Genomic DNA, 26,315 nt, shown 5'->3' with positions numbered 1-26,315 from the left:
CAGACATAGGATGTCTCACGCTCCCGACATCGCCGTCGTGAGCTGCCGCAACCGATCGGAGCACGTCGTGCACGAACCGCTCACCCCGCTGGACCCGACCACGCTGCCCGAGCCCGTGGACGTATCGGACAACACCGCGGCCCTGGCCGCGGTCGACGCCGTCGTGCGCTCGGGCCCGTACGACGCGACCTGGGCATCGCTGCAGCAGTACCGCGCACCGCTCTGGTACCAGGACGCCAAGTTCGGGATCTTCGTCCACTGGGGCGTCTTCTCGGTCCCCGCGTTCCGGAACGAGTGGTACTCCCGCGACATGTACCGCGCCGGCACGCCGGAGTTCGCGCACCACGTCGAGACCTACGGACCGCACGACTTGTTCGGGTACAAGGACTTCATCCCCTCGTTCACGATGGAGCACTTCGACGCCGCCGACTGGGTGCGGGTGTTCCGCGAGGCCGGCGCGCAGTTCGTCGTCCCGGTCGCCGAGCACCACGACGGCTTCGCGATGTACGACACCGACCGCTCCCGGTGGAGCGCCGCGCAGCTCGGGCCCGGGCGTGACGTGTTCGGCGAGCTCCTCGTCGCCGCGGACGAAGCGTGGATGGTCCGTGGCGCGTCGTCCCACCGGGCCGAGCACTGGTTCTTCATGAACGGCGGGACGAAGACCCCCTCGGACGTGCTCGATCCGCGGTTCAGCGACTTCTACGGGCCGGCGCAGCGCGAGGAGACCGCCCCGAACGAGCGCTTCCTGGAGGACTGGCTGCTCCGCACCGTCGAGCTCATCGACAAGTACCGCCCGCAGGTGCTCTGGTTCGACTGGTGGATCGAGCAGCCCGCGTTCCAGCCGTACGTCCGGACCCTCGCGGCCTACTACTACAACCGCGCCGCCGAGTGGGGCCGCGAGGTGGTCATCAACTACAAGTGGGAGACGTTCGCACCGGGCAGCGCCGTGTACGACATCGAGCGCGGAGCGATGGCCGGCACACCGGAGACCGTCTGGCAGAACGACACCGCGATCGCGAAGACCGCCTGGAGCTGGATCGAGGGCCACGACTACAAGACCGTCCGCGACCTGGTCGCCGAACTCGTCGACGTGGTCGCGAAGAACGGTGTGCTGCTGCTCAACACCGGGCCGAAGGCCGACGGCACCCTGCCCGAGGACGAGGTCCGCATCCTGCGGGGCATCGGCTCGTGGCTCGCGGTGAACGGCGAGGCGATCTACGGCACCCGGCCGTGGACGATCTCGGGCGAGGGGCCGACCACTCGTCCCGCGGGTTCGTTCGTCGACGCCGACACGGTCGAGTACACCGCCGAGGACGTCCGGTTCACCACGCGCCACGACGTCACCGGCGACGCCGTCTACGCGACCCTGCTGGCCGATCCCGACGACGGGTCGGCCCGCATCCGGGCGTTCGGGTCGGCCTCGGGCCTGCTCGGCCGCACCATCCGGTCCGTCGCCGTGCTGGGCCACGACGGCGAGGTCGACTGGGAGCAGCACCCCGACGCACTCGTGGTCGCGCTCGACGGCATCACCAGCGTCGACTCCGGTCCAGTGGTCCGGGTGCGACTCGCGCCGGTGGTCGAGCAGGAGCGGCAGGACTTCCTGCACCAGTGACCGAGGATGCCGGCCCGGGGACGCCGGCGCGACGATCCGTCGCGGTCAGAACGGTGCGGCGCGACTACTCTCAGGCGAACGGTCGTCCGACGAGGATTGGGATGCTGACCTGAACTGGATCATCGCGAACTTCGGTCTCGTCTGGGGCCTCACCGTCACCCACGCGGGTCTCGCGGCCGTGCCCATCGTCCTCGGGTTCGTCGTGGCGGTGCCGTTGGGCTGGGTGGCGAACCGGTGGCAGGCAGTCCGATCGGTCATCGTCGGCGGCGGCAGTCTGCTCTACACGATCCCGTCCCTGCCGCTCTTCGTGATCCTGCCCTACCTGCTCGGCACCCGCATCACGGATCCCGTGAACATCGTCGTGGGGCTGTCGGTGTACGCGGTCGCCATCATGGTGCGGTTGGCAGCTGATGCGTTCGCCGCCGTCCCGGCGGACGTCGTCGACTCGGCCACCTCGGTGGGGTACTCCGCGTGGGGCCGTTTCTGGACGGTCGAGCTCCCGTTGGCGGGTCCCGTCCTCCTCGCGGGGATGCGGGTGGTCTCGGCGAGCACCGTCGCCCTGGTCTCGGTCGGCGCCCTGGTCGGGTCCGCGAACATCGGGTTCCTGTTCACGGACGGGCGACAGCGTCAGTTCCTCGAGGAGATCCTCGTCGGCGTGGCAGCGAGTCTCTTCGTCGCGCTGGTCTTCGACACCGTCCTGGTGGCGCTCGGGCGCGTCCTGATGCCGTGGTCGCGACGGATCCAGGTGCGGTCGCGTCGGTCGCGCCGTCGGGCTGCGCTGGCGACGATCGAACGGGGGGCCTGACCGTGCAGTTCTTCCTCCACGCAGTCGCCTGGCTCCTCGACCCCACGAACTACCGCCCCGGCCTGCAGACCCCGCTCCCGATCCAGGACCGGATCGGCGAACACCTGCTGTACACGTTCATCTCGGTCGCCATCGCCGCGCTGATCGCGCTGCCACTGGGCCTGTACATCGGTCACACCGGGCGCGGGCGCAGCTTCGTCATCGCCTTCAGCGGGTCCATGCGCGCGCTGCCGACGCTGGGCCTGCTCGGCACCCTCTTCGTCATCATCGGGATGACCGTGCCGTTCACGCAGACCGCCTTCATCGCGTCCATCATCGCGTTCGTCGTCCTGGCGATCCCCTCGATCCTCGCCGGGGCGTACTCCGGTGTGGAGTCCGTGGATCCGCAGACGGTGGACGCCGCGCGCTCGGTGGGCATGACCGAGTTGCAGATCCTGCTCAAGGTCGAGGTCCCCCTGTCGCTGCCGCTGATCATCGGCGGGATCCGCGCATCGGTGCTCCAGGTCATCGCGACCGTCGTGATCGCGTCGTACATCTCGCTGGGCGGCCTCGGCGCGATCATCTCGACGGGCATCAGCCTGAACGACAACGACCTCATCCTCGGTGGTGCGTTGCTCGTGACGGTCCTCGCCCTGGTGATCGACGGCTTGTTCGCCCTCGCCCAACACCTCACCCGCCGCGGCCCCGAGGGGCAGACCCGCCGGCGCCGCACACACGTCCGCGCGCTGCCACTCCGGCGCCGCGCGGTGACGGCACTCTCCGTCGACGAAAGGGACCACTGATGTTCACAGCAGGCACCAGGACACGCATCCTCGCGGGTGTGATCGCGGTCGGGGCGATCGTGGCACTCTCCGGTTGTTCCACCTCGGACCCCACGAAGCCGGCATCGGGCGGGGGCGACGGATCGGGCAGCACGCCGATCGTGGTCGGTTCGTTCAACTTCCCGGAGAGCGAGATCCTGGGCAACATGTACGCGCTCGTCCTGAAGGACGCCGGCTTCGACGTGACGACCAAGTTCAACCTCGGCCCGCGGCAGACCACGATCCCCGCGCTCAAGGACGGTTCGATCAACCTCATGCCGGAGTACAACGGCAACCTGCTGTTCTTCTACGACACCAAGGCCACCGCGAAGACGACAGCGGAGGTCGACGCCGCGCTGAAGACCGAGATCCCGAAGGACTTCCAGGTGCTCGAGCCGTCTCCGGCCGAGGACAAGGACGCCTACGTCGTGACCCAGGCCGAGGCCGAGAAGAACGGCCTCACGTCGATCGGTGACCTCTCCAAGATCGAGCCGTTCTCGCTCGGTGCCAACCCGCAGTTCGGCACCCTTCCGTACGGCATCCCCGGGCTCAAGTCCACGTACGGCGTGGACAAGGTCACGTTCAAGTCGATCGAGGACTACGGCGGGCCCGACACGGTCAAGGCACTCGTCGACGACACCGTGCAGGTGGCCGACATCTACACGACGTCACCCGACCTCGTGACGAAGAAGCTGCTCGTGCTGAAGGACCCCGAGAACCTGATCGCTTCGCAGAACATCCTGCCGTTCCTGATTAAGGACATCTACAGCGCGAAGCTCGCGTCGACGTTGAACAAGCTGTCCGAGAAGCTGACGACCGATGACCTCATCGAGCTGCGCAACCGTGTCGAGGGCAGCGAGAAGGCGCAGGCCGCGACCGCCGCGAAGGACTGGCTGACCAAGGAGGGGCTGCTCAAGTAGCTCGGGGACCGGCAGGGCCGTCGTCACGCCTCGTCCCGCAACCGACGGACGAGCTGGTCCAGCCGTGCCCGCAGCCGCTCCGGCACGCGGTCTCCGAAGCGGTCGAAGTGTGCCCGCAGCTGCTCGGCCTCGGCTGACCAGGCCGTCGGGTCGACGGCGAACAGTTCGTCGATGGCGAAGCCGTCGAGGTCGAGCCCGGCCAGGTCGAGTTCCCCCACCGCGGGCAGCCCACCGACGGGGCTCCAGTCCACGTCCGCCGAGCCGTCGAGCCGTCCGGCGATCCACTCGAGCACCCGGACGTTCTCGCCGAACCCTGGCCAGAGGTAGCCGCCGTCCGAGGACTTGCGGAACCAGTTCACGCGGAAGACGCGCGGCGCCTTCGAGCCGAGCCGGTCACCGATCTCGAGCCAGTGTGCCCAGTGGTCCGCCATGTTGTAGCCGCAGAAGGGCTGCATCGCGAAGGGGTCGAGGCGGAGTTCGCCGACGGGTCCCTCCGCCGCCGCGGTCTGCTCGCTGGAGATCGTGGAACCGAAGAACACGCCGTGTTCCCAGTCCTCGGCCTCGGCGACGAGCGGGACGTTGGTGGCGCGGCGACCGCCGAAGACGATGGCGTCGATCGGCACACCGTCGGGGCTGTCCCAGTCGTACGAGATCGTCGGGCACTGGTCGGCGGCGACCGTGAAGCGCGCGTTGGGGTGCGCCGCCGGCGTCGCACTGCCCGGCTCCCACGGCTGTCCGCGCCAGTCGATGAGGTGCCGCGGCGGCTCCTCCGAGGCGCCCTCCCACCAGACGTCGCCGTCGTGCGTCATCGCGACGTTCGTGAAGATCGTGTTCGAGCGGACGGTGGTCATCGCCGCCGGGTTCGTGTCCGGGCCGGTCCCGGGCGCGACGCCGAAGAACCCGGCTTCGGGGTTGATCGCCCACAGACGGCCGTCGGCACCGGGGCGGAGCCACGCGATGTCGTCACCGATGGTCTCGACCTTCCAACCGGGCAGCGTCGGCGTCATCATCGCGAAGTTCGTCTTGCCGCAGGCCGACGGGAACGCGGCCGCGACGTGCAGGACCTTCCCCGCGGGCGTGGTGACGCGGATGAGCAGCATGTGCTCGGCGAGCCAGCCGTCCGCGCGGGCCATCGACGACGCGATCCGGAGGGCGAAGCACTTCTTCGCGAGCAGCGCGTTGCCGCCGTACCCCGAGCCGTACGACCAGATCTCGCGGGTCTCCGGGAAGTGCGCGATCGTCTTGGTCGAGTTCGACGGCCACGGCACGTCCGGGATCCTGGTTCCGTCGTCGTCCACGAGCGGCATGCCCACGGTGTGCAGGGCCGGGACCCAGACCGTGTCCGGCGCGATCTGCGCCAGGGCTTCAGCGCCCATCCGGGTCATGATCCTGGTGGACACCACGACGTAGGGCGAGTCCGTGATCTGGACGCCGACCTGCGAGATCGCCCCGCCGACCGGCCCCATCGAGAACGGTACGACGTAGAGCGTCCGCCCGCGCATCGCGCCCCGGAAGCGCGCCGTGAGCTCGGTGCGCATGACGTCGGGTGCCCGCCAGTTGTTGGTCGGGCCAGCGTCGGCCTCGGTGGCGGAGCAGATGAAGGTGCGGTCCTCGACCCGTGCGACGTCCGCGGGGTCACTCCTGGCGAGGAAGCTGCCCGGGCGCAGGCCCTGGTCCAACGCGATGAGGGAGCCGGCGGCGACCATCTCGGCGAGCAGTCCGCGGTTCTCGGCCTCGCTGCCGGAGCACCAGACGACCTGGTCCGGTTCCGTCAGGGACGCGACCTGGTCCACCCACCGGCGCAGGGCCTCCAGACCGGCTCCTGGCTCGATGGTCGATCCGATCGTCTCGGTGATGACAGTCATGCTGGTCCTTCGAGGTCGGGCGCCCGCGGGGTCCTGCGGACGGCGCTCAGCCGGTCGCGGCGAGCGAGTCGACGCGGAGCCAGGCGGAGTGGTCGGTGAGGTGGGGTGCGCGGGACGGCGGAGCGCCGTCGCCACGGGTGGCCGGTGTGGCGCGGAGTGCAGCACCCCGCTGGGCGACCGCCGCCGCGCCCCAGCGGACCGCGAGTCGTGCGGCGGCCGACGGCGTCGCACCGTCGGCCTCGGCGGACAGGTACCCGGCGAGCGCCGCGTCACCGGCCCCGGTCGTGTCGACGCAGTCGGTCGCGACCCCGGGTACCAGTTCGTGTCGGTGGGCGTCGACGAGGAGCGCCCCGTCGGCACCCATCGTGACGAGGGCGCGTCGTGCGCCCCGCGAGAGGAGGGCGCGCGCTGCACGCACCGTCTCGTCCACCGTCGTGACGGGGTGTCCGACGGCCTGCGCGAGTTCGTCGACGTTCGGCTTCACGAGATCAACCGGCGCGAGCGGGTCGAGCACCGCCGTCAGCTGGTGCCCGGGGACGTCGAACGCGACCGACAGTCCGACGGCGCGGGCCGCGACGACGAGCGGGAGCACGTCGACGAGGTGGTCGCCACCGGCGACGGTCGGGAGGCACCCGGTCACCACGAGCCATCGGGCGTCGGTCTCCAGCGTGGTGCGGAGCACGGCCACGGTCAGCGTCGTCCACTGCGCACGTGTCAGCGGGGCCGGGGCCTCGTTGACGTTCGTGGTGACGCCGTCCGACCCGGTCACGACGGTGTTGACCCGGGTGCGCACCCCGAGGTCCACCGGCGTCAGGCCGGTGCGAGCGTCGTCGTCGAGGGGCGCGAGCGCCTCCGGCGACAACGGGGCGACCGCGTGCGACGCCGCGCCGTGCGCGAGGAGCGCACGGGTGACGTTCACGCCGTTGCCCCCGAGTGTCTCGGTGACGGTGTGGGCGCGGTGCACGGCCCCGCCCCGCAGGGTGTCGACGGAGTACGTCCGGTCGATCGCGGGCGCCGGGGTGAGCGTGACGATCGTGCGTCCCGTCCGGGTCCCCGTCCACGCCGCAGCGTCCGGACGCAGCGTGCTCATTCGGCGACTCGCTCCCCGAGGACGGCACGGATGCGGTCCGCGACGCGCTCGACCGACAGTCCGTACTTGTCGAGCAGGAAGTCGTTCGGTCCCGACTCGGCCCAGGAGTCGGCGAGCCCGACCTTGTGCAGGCGGGCTCCGCTGGCGTGGCCGGCGAGGACCGCCGCGACGACGTCACCGAGTCCGCCGACGACGTTGTGCTCCTCGACCGTGACGACCTGGGCCGCGCCGTCGAGCAGCGCCCAGAGGGCGTCGTCGTCGAGGGGCTTGATCGTCGGCAGGTGCACGTGTCGGACGCGGTGTCCCTCGGCCTCGACGGCGGTGATCGCCTCGACGGTGCGGGAGGTCTGGACGCCGGTCGAGACGACCGTCACGTCAGCGTCGCTCCCCCCGTCGCGGAGCAGCACCGGGGCACCGACGCGGAACTCGTAGCCGTCGTCGAAGACGTCGGCGACCGCGTCGCGGGCGAGACGGAGGTACACGGGGCCGTCGTGGTCGGCGGCCCAGCGGATCATCGCGGCGGCCTCGGTCTCGTCGGCCGGCGCGAGGACGGTCATGTTCGGCAGCGCGCGCATCACCGACAGGTCCTCGATGTCCTGGTGGGTCTTGCCGCTCGCACCGTTGAGCAGCCCGGCGTAGGCGGCGGCGAGGCGGACGGGGGCCTTGGTCTGTGAGACGAGCATGCGCACCTGGTCGAGCGCGCGGTTCGTCAGGAAGACGCCGAACGACGAGAGCCAGGGGCGGTAGCCGAGGGTCGACATGCCGAACGCGATACCGACCATGTTCTGTTCGGCGATGCCGGCCTGGACGAAGCGGTCCGGGTGGGCCTCGGCGAACGTGACCGCCATGGTCGAGGTCGCGAGGTCGCCGTCGACGACGACGATGCGGTCGTCGGTCCGTGCGAGTTCGGTGAGGGTGTCCCCCCACACTGCGCGCTGCGCCTTCATGCCAGGGCCTCCGTCTTCTGGTCGATGAGCAGTTCCGTGCGGGCGGTGTCCAGCTGCTCCGCGGTCGGCACGCCGTTGTGCCACTTGAACGTGGCGCGGGTGAACGAGACACCGTTGCCCTTGACGGTGTGGGCGATGATCGCCGTCGGCTTGCCGGACGTGCCGCGGGCGGCGTCGACCTCGGCGTACGCGTCGAGGATCTCCTCGAAGTCGTGGCCGTTGATCTCGATGACGTTCCAGCCGAACCCGCGGAACACGGCGGGGAGGTTCACGTGCCCCATCGGTTCGCTGCGGTCGTAGCGGTCGTGGTCGCCGGCCGGCCAGCCGTACTGCTGCAGGCCGTTGAGGTCGACGATCGCGGTGAGGTTGTCGAGGCCGTAGCGGGGGGCGTGGATCACGGTCTCCCAGACCATGCCCTCCTCGATCTCGCCGTCGCCGAGCACCACCCAGGTGTGGAAGTCCTTACCCTGCATCTTCGCGGCGATCGCCATGCCGGAGCCAGCCGAGAGCCCCTGCCCGAGGGACCCTGTGGACGAGTCCACCCCCGGCGTGAGCTTCATGTCGGGGTGGCCCTGCAGTCGGGAGTCGCCATGGTCGAAGGTGGCGAGCTCCTCGACGGGGAAGTACCCCCGGAGGGCCAGGACCGAGTACAGCCCGATCGCCGAGTGCCCCTTGGACAGGATGAACCGGTCGCGGTCGGGGTCCTGCGGCTGTTCGGGGTCGATCCGGAGCTGGTGGAAGTAGAGGGCGACCATCAGGTCCATGGCGGACATCGGGCCACCGATGTGCCCCGCCTTGCTCGTCGCGACCGTCTCGAGGACACGCCAGCGTCCTTCTCGGGCGACGGTCTCCAGGTGTTCGACGTCTCTCGCGTCGTTGCGTGTCACGGCGACTCCTTCGTTCTGCGGTGGTGCCACTAAACTATCACTCGGTGAACGGTGTGTCTACTGCGTGAGATTAAGTGGATTCGATCAGCAGGGTCGGCGTGGGAGGATGACGACATGGCAGACGGCGCCTCCGACGACGGCGGGATCGAGATCCTCAGCAAGGCCGGCGCGATCATCGACGCACTGGCCGACACCGAGGCGCTGACGGTGAGCGCGCTGGCGGATGCGGTCGGGGAACCCACGAGCTCGACCTACCGCCTGCTGCAGAGCCTCACCGCCATGGGCTGGGTCGACGCCGCCCCGGCACGCGGGACCTACCGGCTCGGGCTCGCCTGCATGCAGATCGGCGGCGTGTTGGAGGACTCGCTCGACGTGCGCGGGCTCGCACTGCCGCGGCTCCGCGAACTCCGGTCGAGCGTCGGCGTTGCCGCACTGCTCTGCTACCGCCGAGGGACGCGTGCCGTGTGCGTCGAACGCCTCGAGGGACACGACGTCCGCTCGGTGGCGATGCAGGTGGGCGACTCGCTGCCGCTCCACGTGGGCGGGGCACCCCGCGCACTCCTGGCGTTCCTGGCCGCCGGCGAACAGCACGCCGTGGTCGACGAACTCCTGGCGACGCCCGACCTGCCGTACGCCGTCCCACCCCGGAGCGAGCTGCAGACGGAGCTCGAGGCGACCCGGACGCGTGGCTACGCCCGGTCCGACCAGGACGTCACGATCGGCATCGCCGCCTTCGGCAGCCCCGTCTTCAACCACCGCGGCGAGCTGGTCGCCGCGGTGTCCATCAGCGGGCTCCGCGAACGGCTCGTCGACCGCGAGTCCGAGCTCGCGGAACTGGTGATGTCCACCGCCGCCGCGATCAGTGCGGACCTGGGGCACGACGGAGGTCGACGTGGCTGAGCGGAAACCGATGCGGGTGCTCGCCAACTCGATGGCGGTGGTCGAGGCCCTCGCCGAGCGCGGGGACCTCTCGCCCGCTGAACTCGCCGAGGCGACGGGCCTCCCCCGCCCGAGTGTCTACCGCTTCATCGACGGGCTCCGTGCCGTCGGCATGGCGACCACCACGGACGAGAACCGTGCACGCCTCAGCGTGAAGTGGTTGCACCTGGCCGACGCCGCACGGGACGCCATGACCGAGTGGTCCGGCGCCCGACGGATCCTCGACGCCCTGGCCGAGCGCACCGAGCAGACCGCGTTCCTGACCGTGCCACGCGGCGACGAGGCGGTGTGCGTCGACTGGGCGCCCGGCCGTGGCATCGGCGTCCTGACCCTGGCGCCCGGCCGTTCCCTGCCGCTGTACGCCGGCGGAGCCGGACGCCTCGTGCTCGCGTACACCCGCGACGTCGACGAGTACCTGGCCGACGGGCCCGAGCGCCGACCGCTGACGAGTGCGACCATCGTGGAAGCCGACGCGCTCCGCGAGGACGTCGAGCGCACGCGGTCCCAGGGGTACACGCTCTCACTCGACGACGCCACGATCGGGATCGGCGCGCTCGCGTTCCCCGTGCTCGGGGCCGACGGGGCGTTGCTCGGGTGCTTGTCGGTCGCCGGACGGTCGGTAGACGCCCGAGACCGACAGCAGGAGTTCACCGACGCCGCGCGCGCGGCCGTCGCGGAACTGACGAGCGGGGCCACCAGCGAACTGGCGACCCCGCTGTCCTGACGCGCACGCAGTGCCGTCGGCGGGCCCGGGCCGGGCCTGCGGTGGCGCGAGCGCTACCAGCTCACGGCGATGTACTGCGACTCCATGTACTCCAGGAGCCCCTCGGCGCCGCCCTCGCGACCGATGCCGGACTCCTTCATCCCGCCGAACGGCGCCGCCGGGTCGGACACCAGACCACGGTTCAGCCCGACCATGCCGGACTCGATCCGTCCGCTGACCCGCAGCCCACGCGCGAGGTCCTGCGTGTACACGTACGAGACCAGGCCGAACGGGGTCCCGTTCGCGAGCCGGACGGCGTCGTCCTCGGTGCGGAAGGTGACGACGGGCGCGACCGGCCCGAAGATCTCCTCCTTGAGGATGCGCGCGTGCTCCGGCACCCCGGTCAGGACGGTCGCGGGGTAGAACCAGCCGGGGCCGTCGGGGGACGCTCCGCCGGTCAGCACCGTGGCGCCGTCCTCCTTCGCGCCGTCGACGAGCCGGGCGATGTCGTCGCGGGCGGTCTCGTTCACCATCGGGCCGAGCTGGACCTGCGGGTCGAGGCCGTCGCCCGTCCGGAGCGCGCCCATCGCCTCGGCGAGACGTGCCGAGAACGCCTCGGCGATGCCCTCCTGCACGTAGAAGCGGTTCGCCGCGGTGCACGCTTCACCACCGTTCCGCATCTTGGCGATCATGGCGCCGGCGACCGCCTCGTCGAGGTCGGCGTCGTCGAAGACCACGAACGGCGCGTTGCCACCGAGCTCCATCGACGTGTTGACGACGGACTCCGCGGCGAGCTTCATGAGCTTCACGCCCACCTCGGTGGAGCCGGTGAACGAGAGCTTCCGGGCGCGCGGGTCGCGCACCATCTGCTCGACCACGGTGCCGGAGGACCGGCTCGGCAGCACGTTGAGGACCCCGGCCGGCAGTCCCGCCTCGGTGAAGAGTGCACCGATCGCGAGGGCCGTCAACGGGGTGTCGCTCGCGGGCTTCAAGACCGTCGTGCACCCGGCGGCGAGCGCCGGTCCGATCTTGCGGGTCGCCATCGCCGCGGGGAAGTTCCACGGGGTGACGAGGATCGCGATGCCGATCGGACGGTGCTCGACGAGGATCTTGTTCGTGCCACCCGGTGCGGTCTGCAGCGCACCCGGGATCCGGACGGCCTCTTCTGCGTACCAGCGGAGGAACTCGGCGGCGTACAGGACCTCGCCACGGGCGTCGGCGAAGACCTTGCCGTTCTCCGCCGTGATGAGCCGCGCGAACCAGTCGGCGCGCTCGACCATCAGGTCGTACGCCCGCGACAGCACCTCAGACCGTTTGCGGGGTGGGGTCGCGGCCCAGTCGGCAGCGGCGTCCGCCGCGGCGTCGACGGCCGCCTGGGCGTCGTTCCGGGTCCCGCTCGAGACGGTGGCGATGACGCGGCCGTCCACGGGGTCGTGGACGTCGAACGTCGCGCCGTCGGACGCTGCGCGTTCCACCCCGCCGATCAGGAGGCCCGTGGGGACCCCGGCGGTGATGATCGCCCGGTCGGTCGTCGAGTCCACGGCGTCGGTGGCGCCGCGGACGTCGGTCACGTCGGTCATGAGTGCTCCAGTTCTCGGACGCGGGGTGCGGACTGCGTCAGGTAGAGGCGCTGCTCGCGCTTGTGCTCGTCGTAGGTGGCGCGAGCGTCCTTCGTGCTGTCGAGCGTCGAGACCTCGGCGACCGGCACGTCCCACCAGGCGCCGGAGCCGCCGAAGCGGCCCTGGGCGTCGACGCGGACGTACACGACGCTGGTGCCGTCGTGTGCACGGGCCGCGTCGAGTGCGGAGCGGAAGGTGTCCGCGGTGTCGGCGGAGAAGACCTCGGCACCGTAGCTCGCCGCGTTGGCGACGAAATCGACCTCGAGCCGGCGGCCGTCGTGGCGGAGCGCCTCACCGCGCTCGTTGAAGCGGGTACCGAACGTCTGCGAGCCGAGGGTCTCGGACAGTGCGGCGATCGAGCCGTAGCCGAAGTTGTCGACGATGACGATGGTCATCTGCAGGTGCTCCTGCACCGCGGTCATGATCTCCTGCGACATCATCAGGTACGAGCCGTCACCGACCAGGACGTGCACGCGGCGCTCGGGTGCGGCGAGCTGTGCGCCCACGCCACCGGCGACCTCGTAGCCCATGCACGAGTTGCCGTACTCGATGTCGTAGCCCTTCGGGCTGCCCGGACGCCACAGGCGGTGCAGGTCGCCCGGCATCGAGCCGGCGGCGTTGACCACGACGTCGTCCGGCTCGGCCGAGGCGTTGAGGAGCCCGAGCATCTCGGCCTGGGACAGCGTCCGGCTGTCCTGGACCTCGATGATGCGGTCCACCTCGGCACGCCAGTCCGCGGCGGCCTGCTCGTTCGCGGCTACGACGTCGGCGTCGAGCGTGAAGCCGTCGAGCGCGGCACGGAGTTCGGCGAGCGTCTCGCGGGCGTCGCCGACCAGCGGGATGCCGGATTCCTTGAACGCGTCGATCTCGGCGACGTTGATGTTGACGAACGCCACGTCGGGGTTCTGGAACATGGTGTTCGAGGCCGTCGTGAAGTCGGTGTAGCGGGTCCCGATGCCGATGACCACGTCGGCGTCGTTCGCGATGGCGTTGGCGTACGCGGAGCCGGAGGAACCGAGCGCGCCGAGGGCGAGCCGGTGGTCCCACGGCATGCCGGCCTTGCCCGCCTGCGTCACACCGACGCCGATGCCGGTCGACTCGGCGAAGCGCACGAGCTCCCCGGTCGCCTCGGAGTACACGACGCCACCGCCGGCGATGACGACGGCCTTCTTCGCACCCTTGATGAGCTCGGCCGCACGCTGGATCGCCGCGGCGTCGGGACGGTTGCGGGCGACGTGCCAGACCCGCTCGGAGAACAGCGTCTCCGGGAAGTCGAACGCCTCGGCCTGCACGTCCTGCGGCAGGGCGATGGTGACGGCGCCGGTGTCGGCCGGGCTCGTCAGCACGCGCATCGCCTCGAGCAAGGCTGAGGCGAGCTGCTCCGGTCGGCTGATCCGGTCGAAGTACCGCGACACCGCACGGAACGAGTCGTTCGCGGTGACGTCCATCGCGTACGGGTGCTCCTGCTGCTGGAGCACCGCGCCGGTGGACCGGGTGGCGAAGGCGTCCGACGGGAAGAGCAGGACGGGGATGTGGTTCACCGTCGCGGTACCGGCACCGGTGACCATGTTGGTCGCGCCGGGCCCGATCGAGGTCGAGACGGCGAGCGCGCCGAGACGGTTCTTCGTCTTCGCGTAGCCGGTCGCGATGTGGACCATGCCCTGCTCGTTGCGGCCCTGGTAGTAGGGGAACACGTCCTGGTACTGCAGGAGCGCCTGTCCGAGCCCGGCGACGTTGCCGTGGCCGAAGATGCCGAACGCGCCGCCGAAGAACGGCTGCGTCACCCCGTCACGTTCGACGTGCTGGGCCTGCATGAACTCGACGATCGCCTGGCCCACCGTGAGGCGGCGGGTCGGCTGAGGGTGTTGCACCATTGCGAACTTCCTTTTCGTGGTGGGTCAGGGGCGGACGGGGACGAACGGCACACGCGGATCGGTGCCGAGGGCTTCCCACCTGGCGCGGGCCGGGGCGAGCGCGGGGTCCTCTGCGGCCTGCAGGGTGCGCTTCAGCGCCGGGCCGGCGAGGACGTTGAGGTAGTAGAGGTCCTGGTCGTGGGCGGCCACGGTGGTGTGGTACCCCCAGGGGATGAGGCAGATGTCGCCGTCGCGGACGGGGACGTCGAGGTCGAAGTCGCGCTCCGGGCTGTAGACCCGCTGCAGCGCCCAGCCGTTCTCCGGGTCGCGGAGGCGGTAGTAGTAGACCTCCTCCAGCTGCGCTTCGCCGTCGACGTCGTGCTCGTGCTTGTGCGGCGGGAAGCTCGACCAGTTGCCGCCCGGGGTCCACACCTCGACGATGTGCAGGCGGTCGGCCGGGAAGTCGGGTGACATCGGCGTGGAGACCTGCCGCGTCGCGTTGCCGGCACCACGGGTGGCGGATCCGACGTCGTCCGGCGTGACCAGGACGACCTCGTGCTGCTCGGTGGCCGGCGCGGTCGCGATGGCCAGTTCGGCTCCGGGGGTGGCGGTGATCGTCACCGCGGTGTCGCGCGGGACGGAGAGCGTGTGCCCGAGTCCGTCGAAGACCGTGTCCCGGCCACCGAGGCGGTACTCCTCGCCGGCGACCGTGAGGACGAGGTCGCCGTGCAGGTTCACGAACGCCCGCTCGTTGCCGTCGGCGGGCAGCTCGACCGTCTCGCCGTCGCCGAAGGTCTTCACCTGGAAGGTGATGAACTCCCAACCGGCGATCTCCGGGGTGATGACGTCCCATGCGCCGTGCTTGAGCACCTGCGGGTCGACCATGTTGTGATCCTCTCTGCGTCGTTGCGTTCGGATGGAAAGAGCATACCGCTTTTCTCGCTGGCCGGACGAATCGTCCGCTGTGAGAAAAGTGCTCAGGCGAGGCGGAGACCGGCTTCAGCGAGCCGGATGCACCGCAGGGTGGTGTCGCGTGCGGCGTCCAGGGCGTCGGCCAGCGACTTCGCGCGGTGCTCGATCGAGAGCATCTCGACGCCCCACGGGCCGGACCAGCCGACCTCGGCCATCGTGCGGAAGAAGCCGACGACGTCCTGCGCACCCTCGCCCGGGTAGCGCCGGTTGTCCCGGGTGTCCTCGAACAGGGTGCGGCCGGCCTCGGGCAGGGCGTCCGCGTCGTTCACCTCGACCCCGACGACCGTCGCGGGGTCCAGGGTGCGGCGGAGCTCGTCGAGCGAGGTCCCGGCGCGGAAGACGTGCCAGGAGTCGACGACCAGGCCGGCGTGCGGATGGTCCACCGCCCTGACCAGTTCGGATCCCTGCGGCAGCGAGGAGATCCCGGCGAAGGGCAGCGGCTCGAGCGCGAGTCGCGTGCCGATCGCCGCGGCCTCGTCGGCCAGCCGGCGGAACGGTCCGACGTAGGGCTCGACCGAGGCGACCGTCGGCGCCGGTGGCGGCGCGATCTTCACCATCGGGCTGTCGAAGGCCTGCGCGGCGTCGCGGAGCAGGTCCCATCGGGCACGCCACGGCGCGTCCGACGGGTCGCGCCACCAGTCCTTGACGAGTTCGACCTCGAGGTGACCGATGCCGAGGCGGTCGGCGTGGGCCCGGAGCGCGTCGAACCCGATCGTGTCCCGGACGACCTCGAGGTCGTCGACGACGAACCCGAGCCCGGTGAACCCGGCGTCCGCCGTGGCACTGACCCGGTCCCGTGCCGAGAACGAGCTGCGCTCCGACGGGCCGTCCGGCACCGCGGTCCCCGACGTCGTCCAGCAGGTGGCGACGAGGTCGTGGCTGATCCCGGTCATCGCGACAGGTCGACCGTGACCGATCCGCCCGTGCGGGCCGATCGGTCGGCGGCGTCGGCGAGGACGAGCGCGGCGCGGCCGTCCTCGAACCCGGGGCTGCGGGAGGGTTCACCCCGAACCGCCTTCAGGAACTCGACGACCTCGAGCCGGTACGCCTCGGCGTACCGCTGCAGGAAGAAGTTCTGGTACGGCTCCAGTGCCTCGACGGCACCGGCACCCCAGTGCCGGACGAGGGTGTCGGTCTGGTTGCCGACCTGCAGGAGCCCCTCGGACCCGAACACCTCGAAGCGCTGGTCATACCCGTACGCCGCGTGCCGCGAGTTCGTGATCACCACGAGCTCGTCGCCCGCACCGCGGAGCGTGACGACCGCGGAGTCGAAGTCGCCGAGCTCGCGGGCCGTCGCACTGAACGTGTTCGCGCCGCGGGCGGTCACCTCGACGATGTCCGGCACGAAGAAGCGCGCCATGTCGAGGTCGTGGATCGTCATGTCGCGGAAGATCCCGCCGGACGACGCCAGGTACCCGGCCGGTGGCTCAGCGGGGTCGCGGCTCGTGATGAGGACCTGCTCCAGCGTGCCGATCTCCCCCGCGCTCACCCGGCGGTGCAGTTCGGCGAAGTGTCGGTCGAACCGCCGGTTGAAGCCGAGCACGATCGGGACGGTGGCCGCCGCGGCCTTCGCGCGGAGCCGGTCGACCCGCTCGAGGTCGAGGTCGATGGGCTTCTCGCAGAGCACCGGGACGCCCGCGTCGATCGCGGCGTCGATGAGGTCGACGTGGGTGGCGGTCGGTGCCGCGATGATGACCGCGTCGACCTCCCCCGAGGCGAAGACCTCGGCCGGGTCGGTGCTGACCTTGCCGCCGTACTCGGCGGCCGTTCGCTCGGCGCCCTCGACGAAGGGGTCGCAGACCCACGCGAGCTCCGCGTCCTCGATGGCGGCCACGCTCATGGCGTGGACCTGTCCGATGCGCCCGGTGCCGAAGAGGCCGATCCGGATCTGTTGCGTCATTGCAATCTCCAGGTGGTGGTGGTCCGCGTGGTCTACGCGGTGGTGGTGGTCCGCGTGGTCTACGCGGTGGTGGTGGTCCGCGTGGTCGACGCGGTACTGCGTGGTCGCACGGGACGACCGGTGTGGAACGACTCAGCAGCCGCTTCGGCGAGCGCCGTGGCGACGAGCCCGGCCGCGGGCGGGGTGAGACTCTCCGACTCGCCACGGATCATCCGCACGAAGTGCGCGATCTCCTCTTCGAACGCCGGGACGAACCGGTCGCCGAAGGTGTCGTACGGGTTCGCCGGGGCGACGCCGCCGGGCTCGGTCGACGTGATCGGCGTGCGCGGTCCGTAGCCCGCGCCGAACGCGCCGTTCGTGCCGGTGACCTCGAGCCGGACGTCCTGGCCGGCGCCGCTCCGGCGGAGCGCTCCGATGCTGCCGACGGCACCCGACGCGAACCGCAGGGTCACCATCGCCGTGTCGGTGTCCTGGTGGTCGCCGTACACGGGCTCGTCCAGGACGGACCCGATCATCGAGATCTCGACGACGGGGTCGCCGACGACCCACGGGATGATGTCGAAGTCGTGGACGAGCAGGTCGAGCCACATGCCGTGCGATTGCGGGATGTAGTCCACCGGCAGGGCGTGGTGGTCGTTCTCCGTCGCCTGCACGAGTCGCAGCGTGCCGACGTCACCGTCGAGGACGTGCTGCCGCAACCGCTGGTACCCCGGGTCGTAGCGGCGGTGGAACGCGACCATGATCGGGGTCCCCGTCGCGTCGAGGTCGCGGGAGAGCTCGGTGAGCTCGTCCACGCCGAGCGCGAGGGGCTTCTCGATCAGGAGCGGGGTGTGCGAGTCCGCGACGACGCGGGCCAGGTCGGCGTGGGTGTCCGTCGCCGACGCGACGAGGACACCGTCGAGCGAGGGCAGGACGTCCGTGAGCGGATCGACGGTGGTCGACACCGACGCCCAGCCGGTCTCGGCCCCGCGTTGCTCGTCGAGCCGGGTGCGCACGCCCTCGGTCCGGCCGGCGTCGCGGCCGATCAGCACGACCTCGTCGACGCCCGGGGTCCTGGCGAGGTTCCGAGCGTGCATCGCTCCGATGCGGCCGAGGCCGGCGACGCCGACCCTCACCGGGTGACCTCGGCGGCCTCGAGCTCGGCGACGAGGGCACGGACGAAATCGACGCTCGCACGGGCGTCCTCGATCGGGCCGGTGCCGGGAGCGGGCTCGTCGAGCACGACCTTGTCCTGCTCGAGGACGATCCAGCCGTCGAAGCCGGCCTCGACCATGCTCGTCAGGATCGCGCGGATGTCCACGTCGCCCTGTCCGACCGGCCGGTAGAGCAGGTCGGCCTTGATCGCGTCGAAGTAGCTGATCTCGCCGTCCGCCACGCACTGCGCACCCTCGAGGGACACGTCCTTGAGGTGCATGTACGCGATGCGGTCGCTGTGCTCGGCGGCGAAGCGGACGGGGTCCGTGCCACCGAGGAACAGGTGCCCGGTGTCGAAGCAGAACGGGATCGTCGAGCCGGCGAGCACGGCGTCGACGTCGTCCTTCGTCTCGACGACGGTCCCGACGTGCGGGTGCAGGGTCGCCGTGACGCCGACCGCGGCCGCAGCCTCGGTGATCCGGTCGAGGTTGGTGAACAGCGTCGCCCACTGCTCGTCGGTGAGCGGCTCGCGCTGGGCGTCGTAGCCGGTCTGCTCGCTGTCCGCGCAGACCACGAGCACGGTCGCTCCGGAGGCCGCGTAGTCGGCGAGTTCCTGTTCGATCCGGGGCAGCGGGTCGGTGCCGGGCTGGTGTGCGATGACCGGCACGAAGCTGCCGATCGCCGTCATGCCGAACTCGGCGAGCCGGGCCGCCTTGTCCTCGGGCGCCGGGGGCAGGAACCCCTGGGCGCCGAGCTCGGTGGCCTCGAAGCCGAGGGACGTCATCTCGGCGAGGACGCGCTCCGGCGGCAGCTGGTGGCCCCAGCCGTCGACCTCGCTGACACCCCAGGAGATCGGTGCGGTCGCGATGCGGAGGCTCATGCGCGCACCCCGTCGATCTCGGCTGCGACGGCGCTGGTGTTGGCGGTGGTGCCCGGTTCGACGGGCAGGTCGACCCACAGACCCGACTCCGCCGATTCCTCGGCGGCGCTCAGCACGCGGGCCGAGGCGACGGCGTCGTGGATGTTCGATCCGGTGGCCTCGCCGCCGGTGGCCGCGGTGAGGAACTTCGCCGCCTCGATCACCTTGAGGTCGTCGTAGCCCATGCTCGTGCCGGAGCTCGGCTGGAACCGGGAGTAGTCGGGGAAGTACCCGTCGGCGAACGCGCGGGTGTAGCCGACGTGCTGCCCGGTGCGGGCGAGGGCCACCTCGAGCTCGTTGAGCCGCTCGAAGTCCCAGCGGACCGACCCCTCGGTGCCGAAGATCTCGAACGCGTACTCAGAACGCGGACCGACGGCGATGCGGGAGGCCTCGAGGTTGCCGATCGCGCCCGCGCCCACGGCGGAGTCGCCGAACCGGACGAGCATCGTGGCGTAGTCCTCGTTCTCGACGGGCAGCAGCTTGCCGGCGTCGGGCGTGCCGGGCAGCCCGGGGCGCTCGGTCAGGTAGGTGCCGGTCGCAGCCGAGATCGAGCCGATCGGGCCGAGGACGTAGTGCATGAGGTCGACGAGGTGCCCCATCAGGTCACCGAGGACCCCGCTGCCCGAGGTCGCCCGGACGAAGCGCCACGTCAGCGGGTCCGCCGGGTTCGAGGAGAAGCCGCCGAAGAACCGGCCACGGACGTTCGTGATCCGGCCGAGGGCACCGTCGAGGACGAGCTGGCGTGCGTGCTGCACGGCCGGGACGTGCCGGTAGTTGAAGCCGATCGTGGTGGCGACACCGGCGGCGTCGGCGGCTGCGGCGACGGCTTCGGTCTCGGAGGCCCCGCGGCCGACGGGCTTCTCGATCCAGAACGGCTTGCCGGCCTCGGCCGCGGCGATGCCGATCTCGGCGTGCAGCGAGTTCGGAGCGCAGATCGACACGACGTCGACCTCGGGGTCGTTCAGGACCTCGCGGTAGTCGGAGACGACCTTCTCGTAGCCGAGGACGTCCTTCGCGTAGTCGCGACCGGCCGGTGCCACGTCGGCGGCGACGACGAGGCGGGGACGGATCCCGAGCTCCGGGTAGACGAGTGGGAGGAGGGCGTAGGAGCGCGAGTGGAGGCGCCCCATCCAGCCGACACTGATGAGCCCGACTCCGACCGAGCGGGGTGCGCTGTTCTCTGCCACGGGTGCTCCTTTGCTTCCTGGCGAGGATTTTGAACCGGTCCAAAATCTGGACCGGTTCAATGTACGACCGCGGTTTCGCCGGTGTCAACCTCGGCGCATCACGCGCCGGTCGCGCACTGTCAGTCGCGCGGCACCGATGACGACCTGACGCGGAGCGTCGGCGCGATGAGCACCTCGCCGGGGTTCTCCTCCGAGAGCAGGAGTTCCGCGGCACGCCGCCCGATCGCAGCGTTGTCCGGGTCGACGGACGTCAGGTCCACTGCCCCGAGCGCCGCCAGGTACGTGTTGTCGTACCCGGTGACCGCGACCGAGCCGGAGAGTCCGCGCTGCCGGACGGCCGCTGTCACGCCGATCGCGGCCAGGTCGTTCACGGCCGTGATCGCCGTCGGCGGTTCGTCCCGGTCGAGCAGCTCGAGGGCCGCTCGGTAGCCGGCGGCCTCGGAGAAGTCGCTCTCGGCAACCAGCCCCCCGTCCAGCGCCCCGTCGAGCCCGTGTTCATGGACCGCGGCACGGAAGGCCTCCGCCCGTCCGGTGGCGACGCGACCCCCGGCTCCGCCCACGTGCCCGATGCGCCGGTGCCCGATGTCGACCAGGTGGTCGACGACGAGCCGGATCCCGACCTCGTCGTCCCCCCGGACCGTGGCCGCTCCCGCGAGTCGACCGGGTCGGGCACTGGCGATCACGATGCGTGCGGCACCCATCACCTGCACCACCCGGTCCATGGTGGGCACCGACCCGACGACGATGAGCCCCGACGGCTGCAGGTCCCCGAGCATGGCGACCGCATCGAGGTCGAGGCGCGGGCGTGAGGAACCGTTCGGCAGCACCGCACTGGTCATCAGCCCGAGGCGACCGCCCGCCGCCAGGGAGACCCGCGCCGCGTCGACGACCTCGGCGAGCACGGGGTTCCGCGAGTCTGCGACCAGGATGCCGACGAAGTCATCCCGGGCACCGTTGAGCGAGCGCGCCACGCGGTTCGGCCGGAACCCCAGCGCGTCGGCGGCGTCGAGGATCCGTGCGCGCCGCTCCGGACTGACCGAAGCGGGCGAGCTGAACGCGAGCGAGACGAGCGACTTCGACACCCCGGCACGGTCGGCGACGTCCCGCATGGTCGCGCGCCGCGCCGCCGTGGTGGACCCGTCGTCAGCCATGCTCCACATCTTGCAGCACGGTCACCGCTCGTCGCGAACTGCCCGCTTCGCCTTGCCCTTGATCGTGTCGATGTAGATCGCGCCGGTCGTGACCTCCTCCTCGAGCCGCTCGAGCGACCAACCTCGGGTCTCCGGCACCTGCGTCACGATGAAGGCCAACGCGATCGCACCGATCACGGCGAACAGGAAGAACGTTCCGGTGATGCCGACGCCTTCGATGAGCGACGGCACGTAGAGCGCCAGGACACCGTTCATCAGCCAGCCGGCGAACGCCGCGATCCCGGTCCCGAGGCCGCGCATGTTGAGCGGGAAGATCTCGGCCAACCACACCCAGACCGCGATGTTGAGGCATGACTGCATCGACAGCACGAAGGCGCAGATCAAGAACAGGAGCACGTAGGGGCGGATCGGGTTGCCGTCCGGGATGACCAGGGACGAGACGCCGATCAGGATGTGGCAGGTGGTCGTCAGGGAGAGCCCGAGGATGAACGTCTTCCGGCGGTCGACGCGGTCCATGTTCCGGAGGGCGATGAGCCCGCCGACGACGGCGAGGATGCCCGGGGCGATGTTCGCGATCAGAGCGGCGTTCGCCCCGAACCCGGACTCGATCAGGATGCGCTGGCCGTAGTACATGATCGAGTTGATCCCGGTGACCTGCTGGGCGATGGCGACGCCGCACCCGATCAGGACGATGCGGATGAGCCAACGACTGGAGAGCAGGGCCTTCAGACCGTTCAGGCGGGTCTCGCTCGGCTCCTCGGCCGTCACGCGACGGATCTCCTCGAGTTCGACCTCGGCGCGGCCCTCGTTGCGGACGGTCTTGAGGATCGCGAGCGCACGCTCGTCGTGACCGTGCTCGACGAGCCAGCGCGGGGACTCCGGCATCCGGAGCATGCCGATGAACAGTGCGGCGGCCGGGATCGCGCAGATGAAGAACATGACGCGCCACACGCCACCCTCGTCGCCGAGGATGATCCCGATGATCGCGTTGATGACGAACGCCGCGAGCTGCCCGCTGACGATCGCGAGCTCGTTGCGGCCGGTGATCATGCCGCGGATCTCGAGCGGCGCGAGTTCAGCCAGGTACACGGGGACGACGATCGACGCGGCTCCCACCGCCAGGCCGACGGCGATGCGCCCGGCAAGCAGCACCTCGAAGTTCGGCGAGAACACGGCGAGCAGCGTGCCGCAGAAGAAGAAGACCGCCATCGCGAGGATCGTGGAGCGCCGGCCGATGCGGTCGGACACCGGGCCCCCGATCAGCCCGCCAACGGCCGCGGCGAAGACGAGGGACGAGATCACGACGCCGAGCCCGATGTCGTCGAGCCCGAGCTGCGACTGGATCGAGATCTCGGCACCGTTGCTGACGCCGGTGTCGTAGCCGAACAGGAGCCCCCCGAGGCAGGCGACGACCGAGATGAGGCCGATCCGTTTCCGGTGCGGTCCCGTTGTCAAGGGAGGTAGTTCGAGCGCCTCGCGCGGTTGACCCTGTCCAGACATGTTGACTCCTTCGTCATCGACTCCCGCAGTTATCACTTCGCGGACGGACTGTTCACACGGTAGCAGGCGGCGGTTTTCGTCGCAGCCCGGCCAGTTCTCGATTTGGTGCTTGTGGAGGGGTGAGCGCGTGTCGTATCGTTCGGCGGACAAGTTGTTCGTTGGGTAGTAACCAGCGGATCCAGGCCACCAATGGAGGTGGCAGATGGAGGCCTTCAATGAAGAAAGTCGTCACACGAGCAGCGATCGCTGCCGCGTCAATCACGCTCCTCGCGGGGTCGCTCACCGCGTGCTCGAACGGATCCCAGGCATCGTCGTCGGGAGGCGGCGGATCCGCGACGAACGCGAAGATCGGGCTGCTGCTGCCCGACTCGGTCACGGCACGGTTCGCCAGTGCCGACCGTCCGCTCTTCACCGACCGCATCAAGGAGAAGTGCCCGGACTGCTCGGTGCTCTACCAGAATGCCGGCGGCGACGCGTCGAAGCAGCAACAGCAGGCCCAGGCGATGCTCACGCAGGGCGTCAAGGTGCTCGTCCTCGATGCGTTCGACGGCGAGGCAGCCGCCTCGATCGTCAGCTTGGCGAAGTCGAAGAACGTCCCGGTCATCTCGTACGACCGGCTGATCAACTCGGGCGATGTCAGCGCCTACATCTCCTTCGACAACAACAAGGTCGGCGAACTGCAGGCGACCGCGCTCGTCGACCGGATGAAGGACCTCGGCATCGCAGACGATGCGGGCGTCCTCGAGGTCAACGGCTCGCCGACTGACAACAACGCCTCCCAGTTCAAGGCCGGCGCGCAATCGGTGCTCTCCACCACCAGCTACGACGTCCTCGGCGAGTACGACACCCCCGGTTGGGACCCTGCCAAGGCGCAGAGCTGGGCGGCGGGCCAGATCTCCAAGGTCGGCGTCGACAACATCAAGGGGATCTACGCGGCGAACGACGACACCGCGGGCGGCGTGATCTCCGCGATGCAGGCGGCGGGCGCGACGGATCTCCCGCCCATCACCGGCCAGGATGCGACGCTCGCAGGACTGCAGCGGATCCTCGCCGGCAAGCAGTACATGACCGTCTACAAGGCGTTCAAGCCGGAGGCAGAGGGAGCGGCTGACCTGGCACTGGAACTCGCGGCGGGCAAGAAGGCCTCCACCACGAGCACCGTGAAGACCGCCAGCGGCAAGACCGTGCCGTCGGTGATCCTCACGCCGGTGGCCGTCACCGCGGACAACATCAAGGACACGGTCGTGAAGGACGGACTCTTCACCGCGAAGGACATCTGCACCACGCAGCTCGCCGACGCATGCACGAAGTACGGCATCAAGTGACCCGCAGGGAGGGGGACGCACTTCCGTCTCCCTCCCCTGAAGCCAAGGAGTCCCCCGTGACCATCGCGGAACCCACACCCGTCCCCGTCCAGAAGGACCTGGTGATGTCCCTCCAGGGCATCAGCAAGCGGTTCGGTGCCGTCCAGGCGCTCTCCGGGATCGACTTCGACGTCCACGCGGGCGAAGTCGTCGCCCTCGTCGGCGACAACGGCGCGGGGAAGAGCACCTTCGTCAAGATCCTCGCCGGCGTCTACACCCCGGACGAAGGAACCATCACCTTCGAGGGCGAGCCCGTCCACATCGGTTCGCCGGCGGCTGCGCAGGCGCTCGGGATCGCGACGGTCTTCCAGGACCTCGCACTCGCCGACAACCTCGACGTCGTGTCGAACCTGTTCCTCGGGCGCGAGGTCTCGCACTTCGTCCTCGACGAAGAGGAGATGGAGCGGAAGTCCTGGGAGCTGCTCCGACAGCTCTCGGCTCGGATCCCGTCCGTCCGCATTCCCATCGCGTCGCTCTCCGGCGGTCAGCGGCAGACCGTCGCGATCGCCCGGTCGTTGATCGGCGACCCGAAGATCGTCATCCTCGACGAGCCGACGGCCGCGCTCGGCGTCGCGCAGACCGCCGAGGTCCTGAACCTCGTCGAACGCCTCCGCGACCGCGGCCACGGCGTCGTGCTGATCAGCCACAACCTCGCCGACGTCCGAGCCGTCGCCGACCGCGTCGCAGTGCTCCGCCTCGGCCGCAACAACGGTGACTTCACCGTTGCCGACGTCAGTTACGAGGACATCATCGCCGCGATCACCGGCGCCACCGACAACGCCGTCACCCGTCGCGCCGCCGCGCAATCCGAACGAGAGACAGACCGATGAGCAGCACCCGCCAGAGCAAGCGGCCACGAGGCACCTCTCCGGACCCCGTCACCATGAGCACACCGACCTCCCGCGCCGCAGCAGACCTGCAGGACGAACGGCTGTTGCGCGAAGAAGGCGTTCGCGGCGCGATCACCAGCTTCAGTCGCCGGGTCCGCGCAGGCGACCTGGGAAGTCTCCCGGTCGTGGTGGGGCTCGTCGTCATCTGGGTCGCCTTCGGTCTCCTGACGCCCGGCGGGAGCTTCCTCTACGCGACGAACCTCGTCGACCTGGCCGTCCAGTGCGCCGCGGCCGGCACGATCTCCATCGGGATCGTCCTGGTGCTCCTGCTCGGCGAGATCGACCTCTCGGTCGGTTCCGTCAGTGGTCTCGCCGCAGCGATCCTCGGCGTCGGGCTCACACAGCTGCACTGGCCGCTCATCGCGGTGATCGCAGTCGCACTCGGCGTCGGAGCCCTCATCGGCCTGCTGTACGGCCTCCTGTACACGCGGTTCGGTGTCCCCAGCTTCGTCATCACACTCGCTGGGCTCCTCGCGTTCCTCGGTGTGCAGCTGCTCGTCCTCGGCCAGAACGGCTCGATCAACCTGCCGACGGAGTCCTTCATCGTGCAGTTCGCGCTGTTCTCCTACCTGCCACCCTGGCTCGTCTACGTGCTCGCGGCGCTGGCGGCTGGCGGCACCCTGTTCGCGGACCTCCGGCGAGATGCCCGACGAGCCCGGGCAGGGCTGTCGACGGGCTCGAAGTCGCTCGTCGTCCTCAAGGCGGCGCTGCTGCTCATCGGACTCAGCGCGATCGGTTGGTACCTCTCGACCGACCGCGGCACCGGGACGTCCTTCGTGTTCTTCGTCCTGCTGGTCGTCGTGATGAACTACCTGGTGAAGCGGACGAAGTGGGGCCGGTCGATCTACGCAGTCGGCGGCAACGTCGAAGCCGCCCGCCGGTCCGGCATCAAGGTGCGCCTCGTGTACATCTCGGTGTTCATGCTCTGCTCGGTGTTCGCCGTCATCGGCGGGCTCCTCGCATCGGCACACCTCTCGGCCGCGACGCTGAGTTCGGGTGGCGGCGACGTCAACCTCAACGCGATCGCAGCGGCGGTCATCGGCGGGACCAGCCTCTTCGGTGGACGCGGCAACATCTGGTCCGCACTGCTCGGCGTCATCGTGATCCAGTCGATCGCGAACGGCCTGAACCTGCTGAACTTCGAGGACTACACCCGCTACATCGTCACCGGGGCCGTCCTGCTCCTCGCGGTGATCATCGACTCCCTCTCCCGCCGCTCCCGAGCGAGCCACGGAGCCGCCTGACCGCGCGTGGCCCG

General features: G+C 70.2%; 23 protein-coding genes. 9 read left to right on the top strand and 14 right to left on the bottom strand.

From position 1 onward, the window contains the following. The first annotated feature begins 10 nt into the window (after nucleotides 1-10). The 4 genes from EDF51_RS16860 to EDF51_RS16845 all read left to right on the top strand — a co-directional run bounded on the left by EDF51_RS16860 (nucleotide 11) and on the right by EDF51_RS16845 (nucleotide 4,137). On the top strand, nucleotides 11-1,612 hold the full coding sequence (locus EDF51_RS16860) for an alpha-L-fucosidase (protein ID WP_133938309.1): 1,602 nt from the start codon (nucleotides 11-13) through the stop codon (nucleotides 1,610-1,612). 178 nt (nucleotides 1,613-1,790) lie between these two features. After that, a complete protein-coding gene (locus EDF51_RS16855) occupies nucleotides 1,791-2,417 on the top strand; it encodes an ABC transporter permease subunit (protein WP_307860918.1) in 627 nt (208 codons plus the stop codon). A 2-nt stretch (nucleotides 2,418-2,419) separates the two neighbouring features. Next, nucleotides 2,420-3,199 carry an ABC transporter permease gene (locus tag EDF51_RS16850; RefSeq protein WP_131880800.1) on the top strand — a complete coding sequence of 260 codons (780 nt, stop codon included), beginning with the start codon at nucleotides 2,420-2,422 and terminating at the stop codon, nucleotides 3,197-3,199. Further along, a complete protein-coding gene (locus EDF51_RS16845) occupies nucleotides 3,199-4,137 on the top strand; it encodes an ABC transporter substrate-binding protein (protein ID WP_131846998.1) in 939 nt (312 codons plus the stop codon). Before EDF51_RS16850 ends, EDF51_RS16845 begins: the two co-directional genes overlap by 1 nt. A 23-nt stretch (nucleotides 4,138-4,160) precedes the next feature. Here the strand turns inward: EDF51_RS16845 and EDF51_RS16840 are convergent, their stop codons facing one another. The 4 genes from EDF51_RS16840 to EDF51_RS16825 are packed head-to-tail and all read right to left on the bottom strand — an operon-like array spanning nucleotide 4,161 to nucleotide 8,926. Next, complete coding sequence (locus EDF51_RS16840) at nucleotides 4,161-6,002, bottom strand: phosphoenolpyruvate carboxykinase (GTP) (RefSeq protein WP_131846997.1); 1,842 nt, start codon at nucleotides 6,000-6,002, stop codon at nucleotides 4,161-4,163. Between the two features lie 46 nt (nucleotides 6,003-6,048). Further along, the gene (locus EDF51_RS16835; protein WP_131846996.1) at nucleotides 6,049-7,092 is read right to left on the bottom strand and encodes a PfkB family carbohydrate kinase; all 1,044 of its coding nucleotides are present in this window, start codon (nucleotides 7,090-7,092) and stop codon (nucleotides 6,049-6,051) included. Continuing rightward, the gene (locus EDF51_RS16830; RefSeq protein WP_134195711.1) at nucleotides 7,089-8,039 is read right to left on the bottom strand and encodes a transketolase C-terminal domain-containing protein; all 951 of its coding nucleotides are present in this window, start codon (nucleotides 8,037-8,039) and stop codon (nucleotides 7,089-7,091) included. Before EDF51_RS16830 ends, EDF51_RS16835 begins: the two co-directional genes overlap by 4 nt. After that, nucleotides 8,036-8,926: a transketolase gene (locus EDF51_RS16825; RefSeq protein ID WP_131846994.1), complete on the bottom strand. Its 891-nt coding sequence runs from the start codon at nucleotides 8,924-8,926 to the stop codon at nucleotides 8,036-8,038. Before EDF51_RS16825 ends, EDF51_RS16830 begins: the two co-directional genes overlap by 4 nt. 114 nt (nucleotides 8,927-9,040) lie before the next feature. On the opposite strand from EDF51_RS16825, the gene EDF51_RS16820 reads away from it, so the two are divergent. Both EDF51_RS16820 and EDF51_RS16815 read left to right on the top strand, forming a co-directional pair. Then, nucleotides 9,041-9,826 (top strand): IclR family transcriptional regulator, encoded by a 786-nt coding sequence (locus EDF51_RS16820; protein WP_131846993.1) that lies wholly within the window; start codon nucleotides 9,041-9,043, stop codon nucleotides 9,824-9,826. Further along, nucleotides 9,819-10,589 carry an IclR family transcriptional regulator gene (locus EDF51_RS16815; protein ID WP_134195709.1) on the top strand — a complete coding sequence of 257 codons (771 nt, stop codon included), beginning with the start codon at nucleotides 9,819-9,821 and terminating at the stop codon, nucleotides 10,587-10,589. Before EDF51_RS16820 ends, EDF51_RS16815 begins: the two co-directional genes overlap by 8 nt. A 53-nt stretch (nucleotides 10,590-10,642) precedes the next feature. On the opposite strand, the gene EDF51_RS16810 is transcribed toward EDF51_RS16815, so the two are convergent. From EDF51_RS16810 to EDF51_RS16765, 10 genes are all read right to left on the bottom strand, one after another. Next, nucleotides 10,643-12,148: an NAD-dependent succinate-semialdehyde dehydrogenase gene (locus EDF51_RS16810; RefSeq protein ID WP_131846991.1), complete on the bottom strand. Its 1,506-nt coding sequence runs from the start codon at nucleotides 12,146-12,148 to the stop codon at nucleotides 10,643-10,645. Further along, complete coding sequence (iolD, locus tag EDF51_RS16805) at nucleotides 12,145-14,061, bottom strand: 3D-(3,5/4)-trihydroxycyclohexane-1,2-dione acylhydrolase (decyclizing) (RefSeq protein ID WP_131846990.1); 1,917 nt, start codon at nucleotides 14,059-14,061, stop codon at nucleotides 12,145-12,147. The genes EDF51_RS16810 and iolD overlap by 4 nt, the downstream gene beginning before the upstream one ends. 24 nt (nucleotides 14,062-14,085) lie before the next feature. Next, complete coding sequence (gene iolB, locus EDF51_RS16800; protein WP_131846989.1) at nucleotides 14,086-14,925, bottom strand: 5-deoxy-glucuronate isomerase; 840 nt, start codon at nucleotides 14,923-14,925, stop codon at nucleotides 14,086-14,088. Nucleotides 14,926-15,017: 92 nt separating this feature from the next. Further along, nucleotides 15,018-15,905 carry a sugar phosphate isomerase/epimerase gene (locus tag EDF51_RS16795; protein WP_131846988.1) on the bottom strand — a complete coding sequence of 296 codons (888 nt, stop codon included), beginning with the start codon at nucleotides 15,903-15,905 and terminating at the stop codon, nucleotides 15,018-15,020. Next, nucleotides 15,902-16,912: an inositol 2-dehydrogenase gene (iolG, locus tag EDF51_RS16790; protein WP_131846987.1), complete on the bottom strand. Its 1,011-nt coding sequence runs from the start codon at nucleotides 16,910-16,912 to the stop codon at nucleotides 15,902-15,904. Before iolG ends, EDF51_RS16795 begins: the two co-directional genes overlap by 4 nt. A 59-nt stretch (nucleotides 16,913-16,971) precedes the next feature. Continuing rightward, nucleotides 16,972-18,027, bottom strand: coding sequence for a Gfo/Idh/MocA family oxidoreductase (locus EDF51_RS16785; RefSeq protein ID WP_131846986.1), 1,056 nt, complete (start codon nucleotides 18,025-18,027; stop codon nucleotides 16,972-16,974). Next, nucleotides 18,024-18,926 (bottom strand): sugar phosphate isomerase/epimerase, encoded by a 903-nt coding sequence (locus EDF51_RS16780; protein WP_131846985.1) that lies wholly within the window; start codon nucleotides 18,924-18,926, stop codon nucleotides 18,024-18,026. The genes EDF51_RS16785 and EDF51_RS16780 overlap by 4 nt, the downstream gene beginning before the upstream one ends. Further along, a complete protein-coding gene (locus EDF51_RS16775; protein WP_279387371.1) occupies nucleotides 18,923-20,152 on the bottom strand; it encodes a Gfo/Idh/MocA family oxidoreductase in 1,230 nt (409 codons plus the stop codon). Before EDF51_RS16775 ends, EDF51_RS16780 begins: the two co-directional genes overlap by 4 nt. 119 nt (nucleotides 20,153-20,271) lie before the next feature. Further along, a complete protein-coding gene (locus tag EDF51_RS16770) occupies nucleotides 20,272-21,303 on the bottom strand; it encodes a LacI family DNA-binding transcriptional regulator (protein WP_165901473.1) in 1,032 nt (343 codons plus the stop codon). Between the two features lie 21 nt (nucleotides 21,304-21,324). Further along, a complete protein-coding gene (locus EDF51_RS16765) occupies nucleotides 21,325-22,803 on the bottom strand; it encodes a sugar porter family MFS transporter (protein WP_131846983.1) in 1,479 nt (492 codons plus the stop codon). 215 nt (nucleotides 22,804-23,018) lie between these two features. Here EDF51_RS16765 and EDF51_RS16760 point away from each other — a divergent pair, with 215 nt between their 5' ends. The 3 genes from EDF51_RS16760 to EDF51_RS16750 all read left to right on the top strand — a co-directional run bounded on the left by EDF51_RS16760 (nucleotide 23,019) and on the right by EDF51_RS16750 (nucleotide 26,301). Then, on the top strand, nucleotides 23,019-24,128 hold the full coding sequence (locus EDF51_RS16760) for a substrate-binding domain-containing protein (protein WP_131846982.1): 1,110 nt from the start codon (nucleotides 23,019-23,021) through the stop codon (nucleotides 24,126-24,128). A 104-nt stretch (nucleotides 24,129-24,232) separates the two neighbouring features. Further along, nucleotides 24,233-24,997 carry an ATP-binding cassette domain-containing protein gene (locus EDF51_RS16755; protein ID WP_131847029.1) on the top strand — a complete coding sequence of 255 codons (765 nt, stop codon included), beginning with the start codon at nucleotides 24,233-24,235 and terminating at the stop codon, nucleotides 24,995-24,997. 53 nt (nucleotides 24,998-25,050) lie between these two features. Beyond that, nucleotides 25,051-26,301, top strand: a complete 1,251-nt coding sequence (locus tag EDF51_RS16750) for a sugar ABC transporter permease (protein ID WP_131846981.1) — start codon at nucleotides 25,051-25,053, stop codon at nucleotides 26,299-26,301. Nucleotides 26,302-26,315 lie beyond the last annotated feature (14 nt).

It is taken from the genome of Curtobacterium sp. PhB25 (assembly GCF_004365375.1).
Lineage (GTDB): Bacteria > Actinomycetota > Actinomycetes > Actinomycetales > Microbacteriaceae > Curtobacterium.
This window is presented reverse-complemented; position numbering and strand designations above follow the sequence as displayed.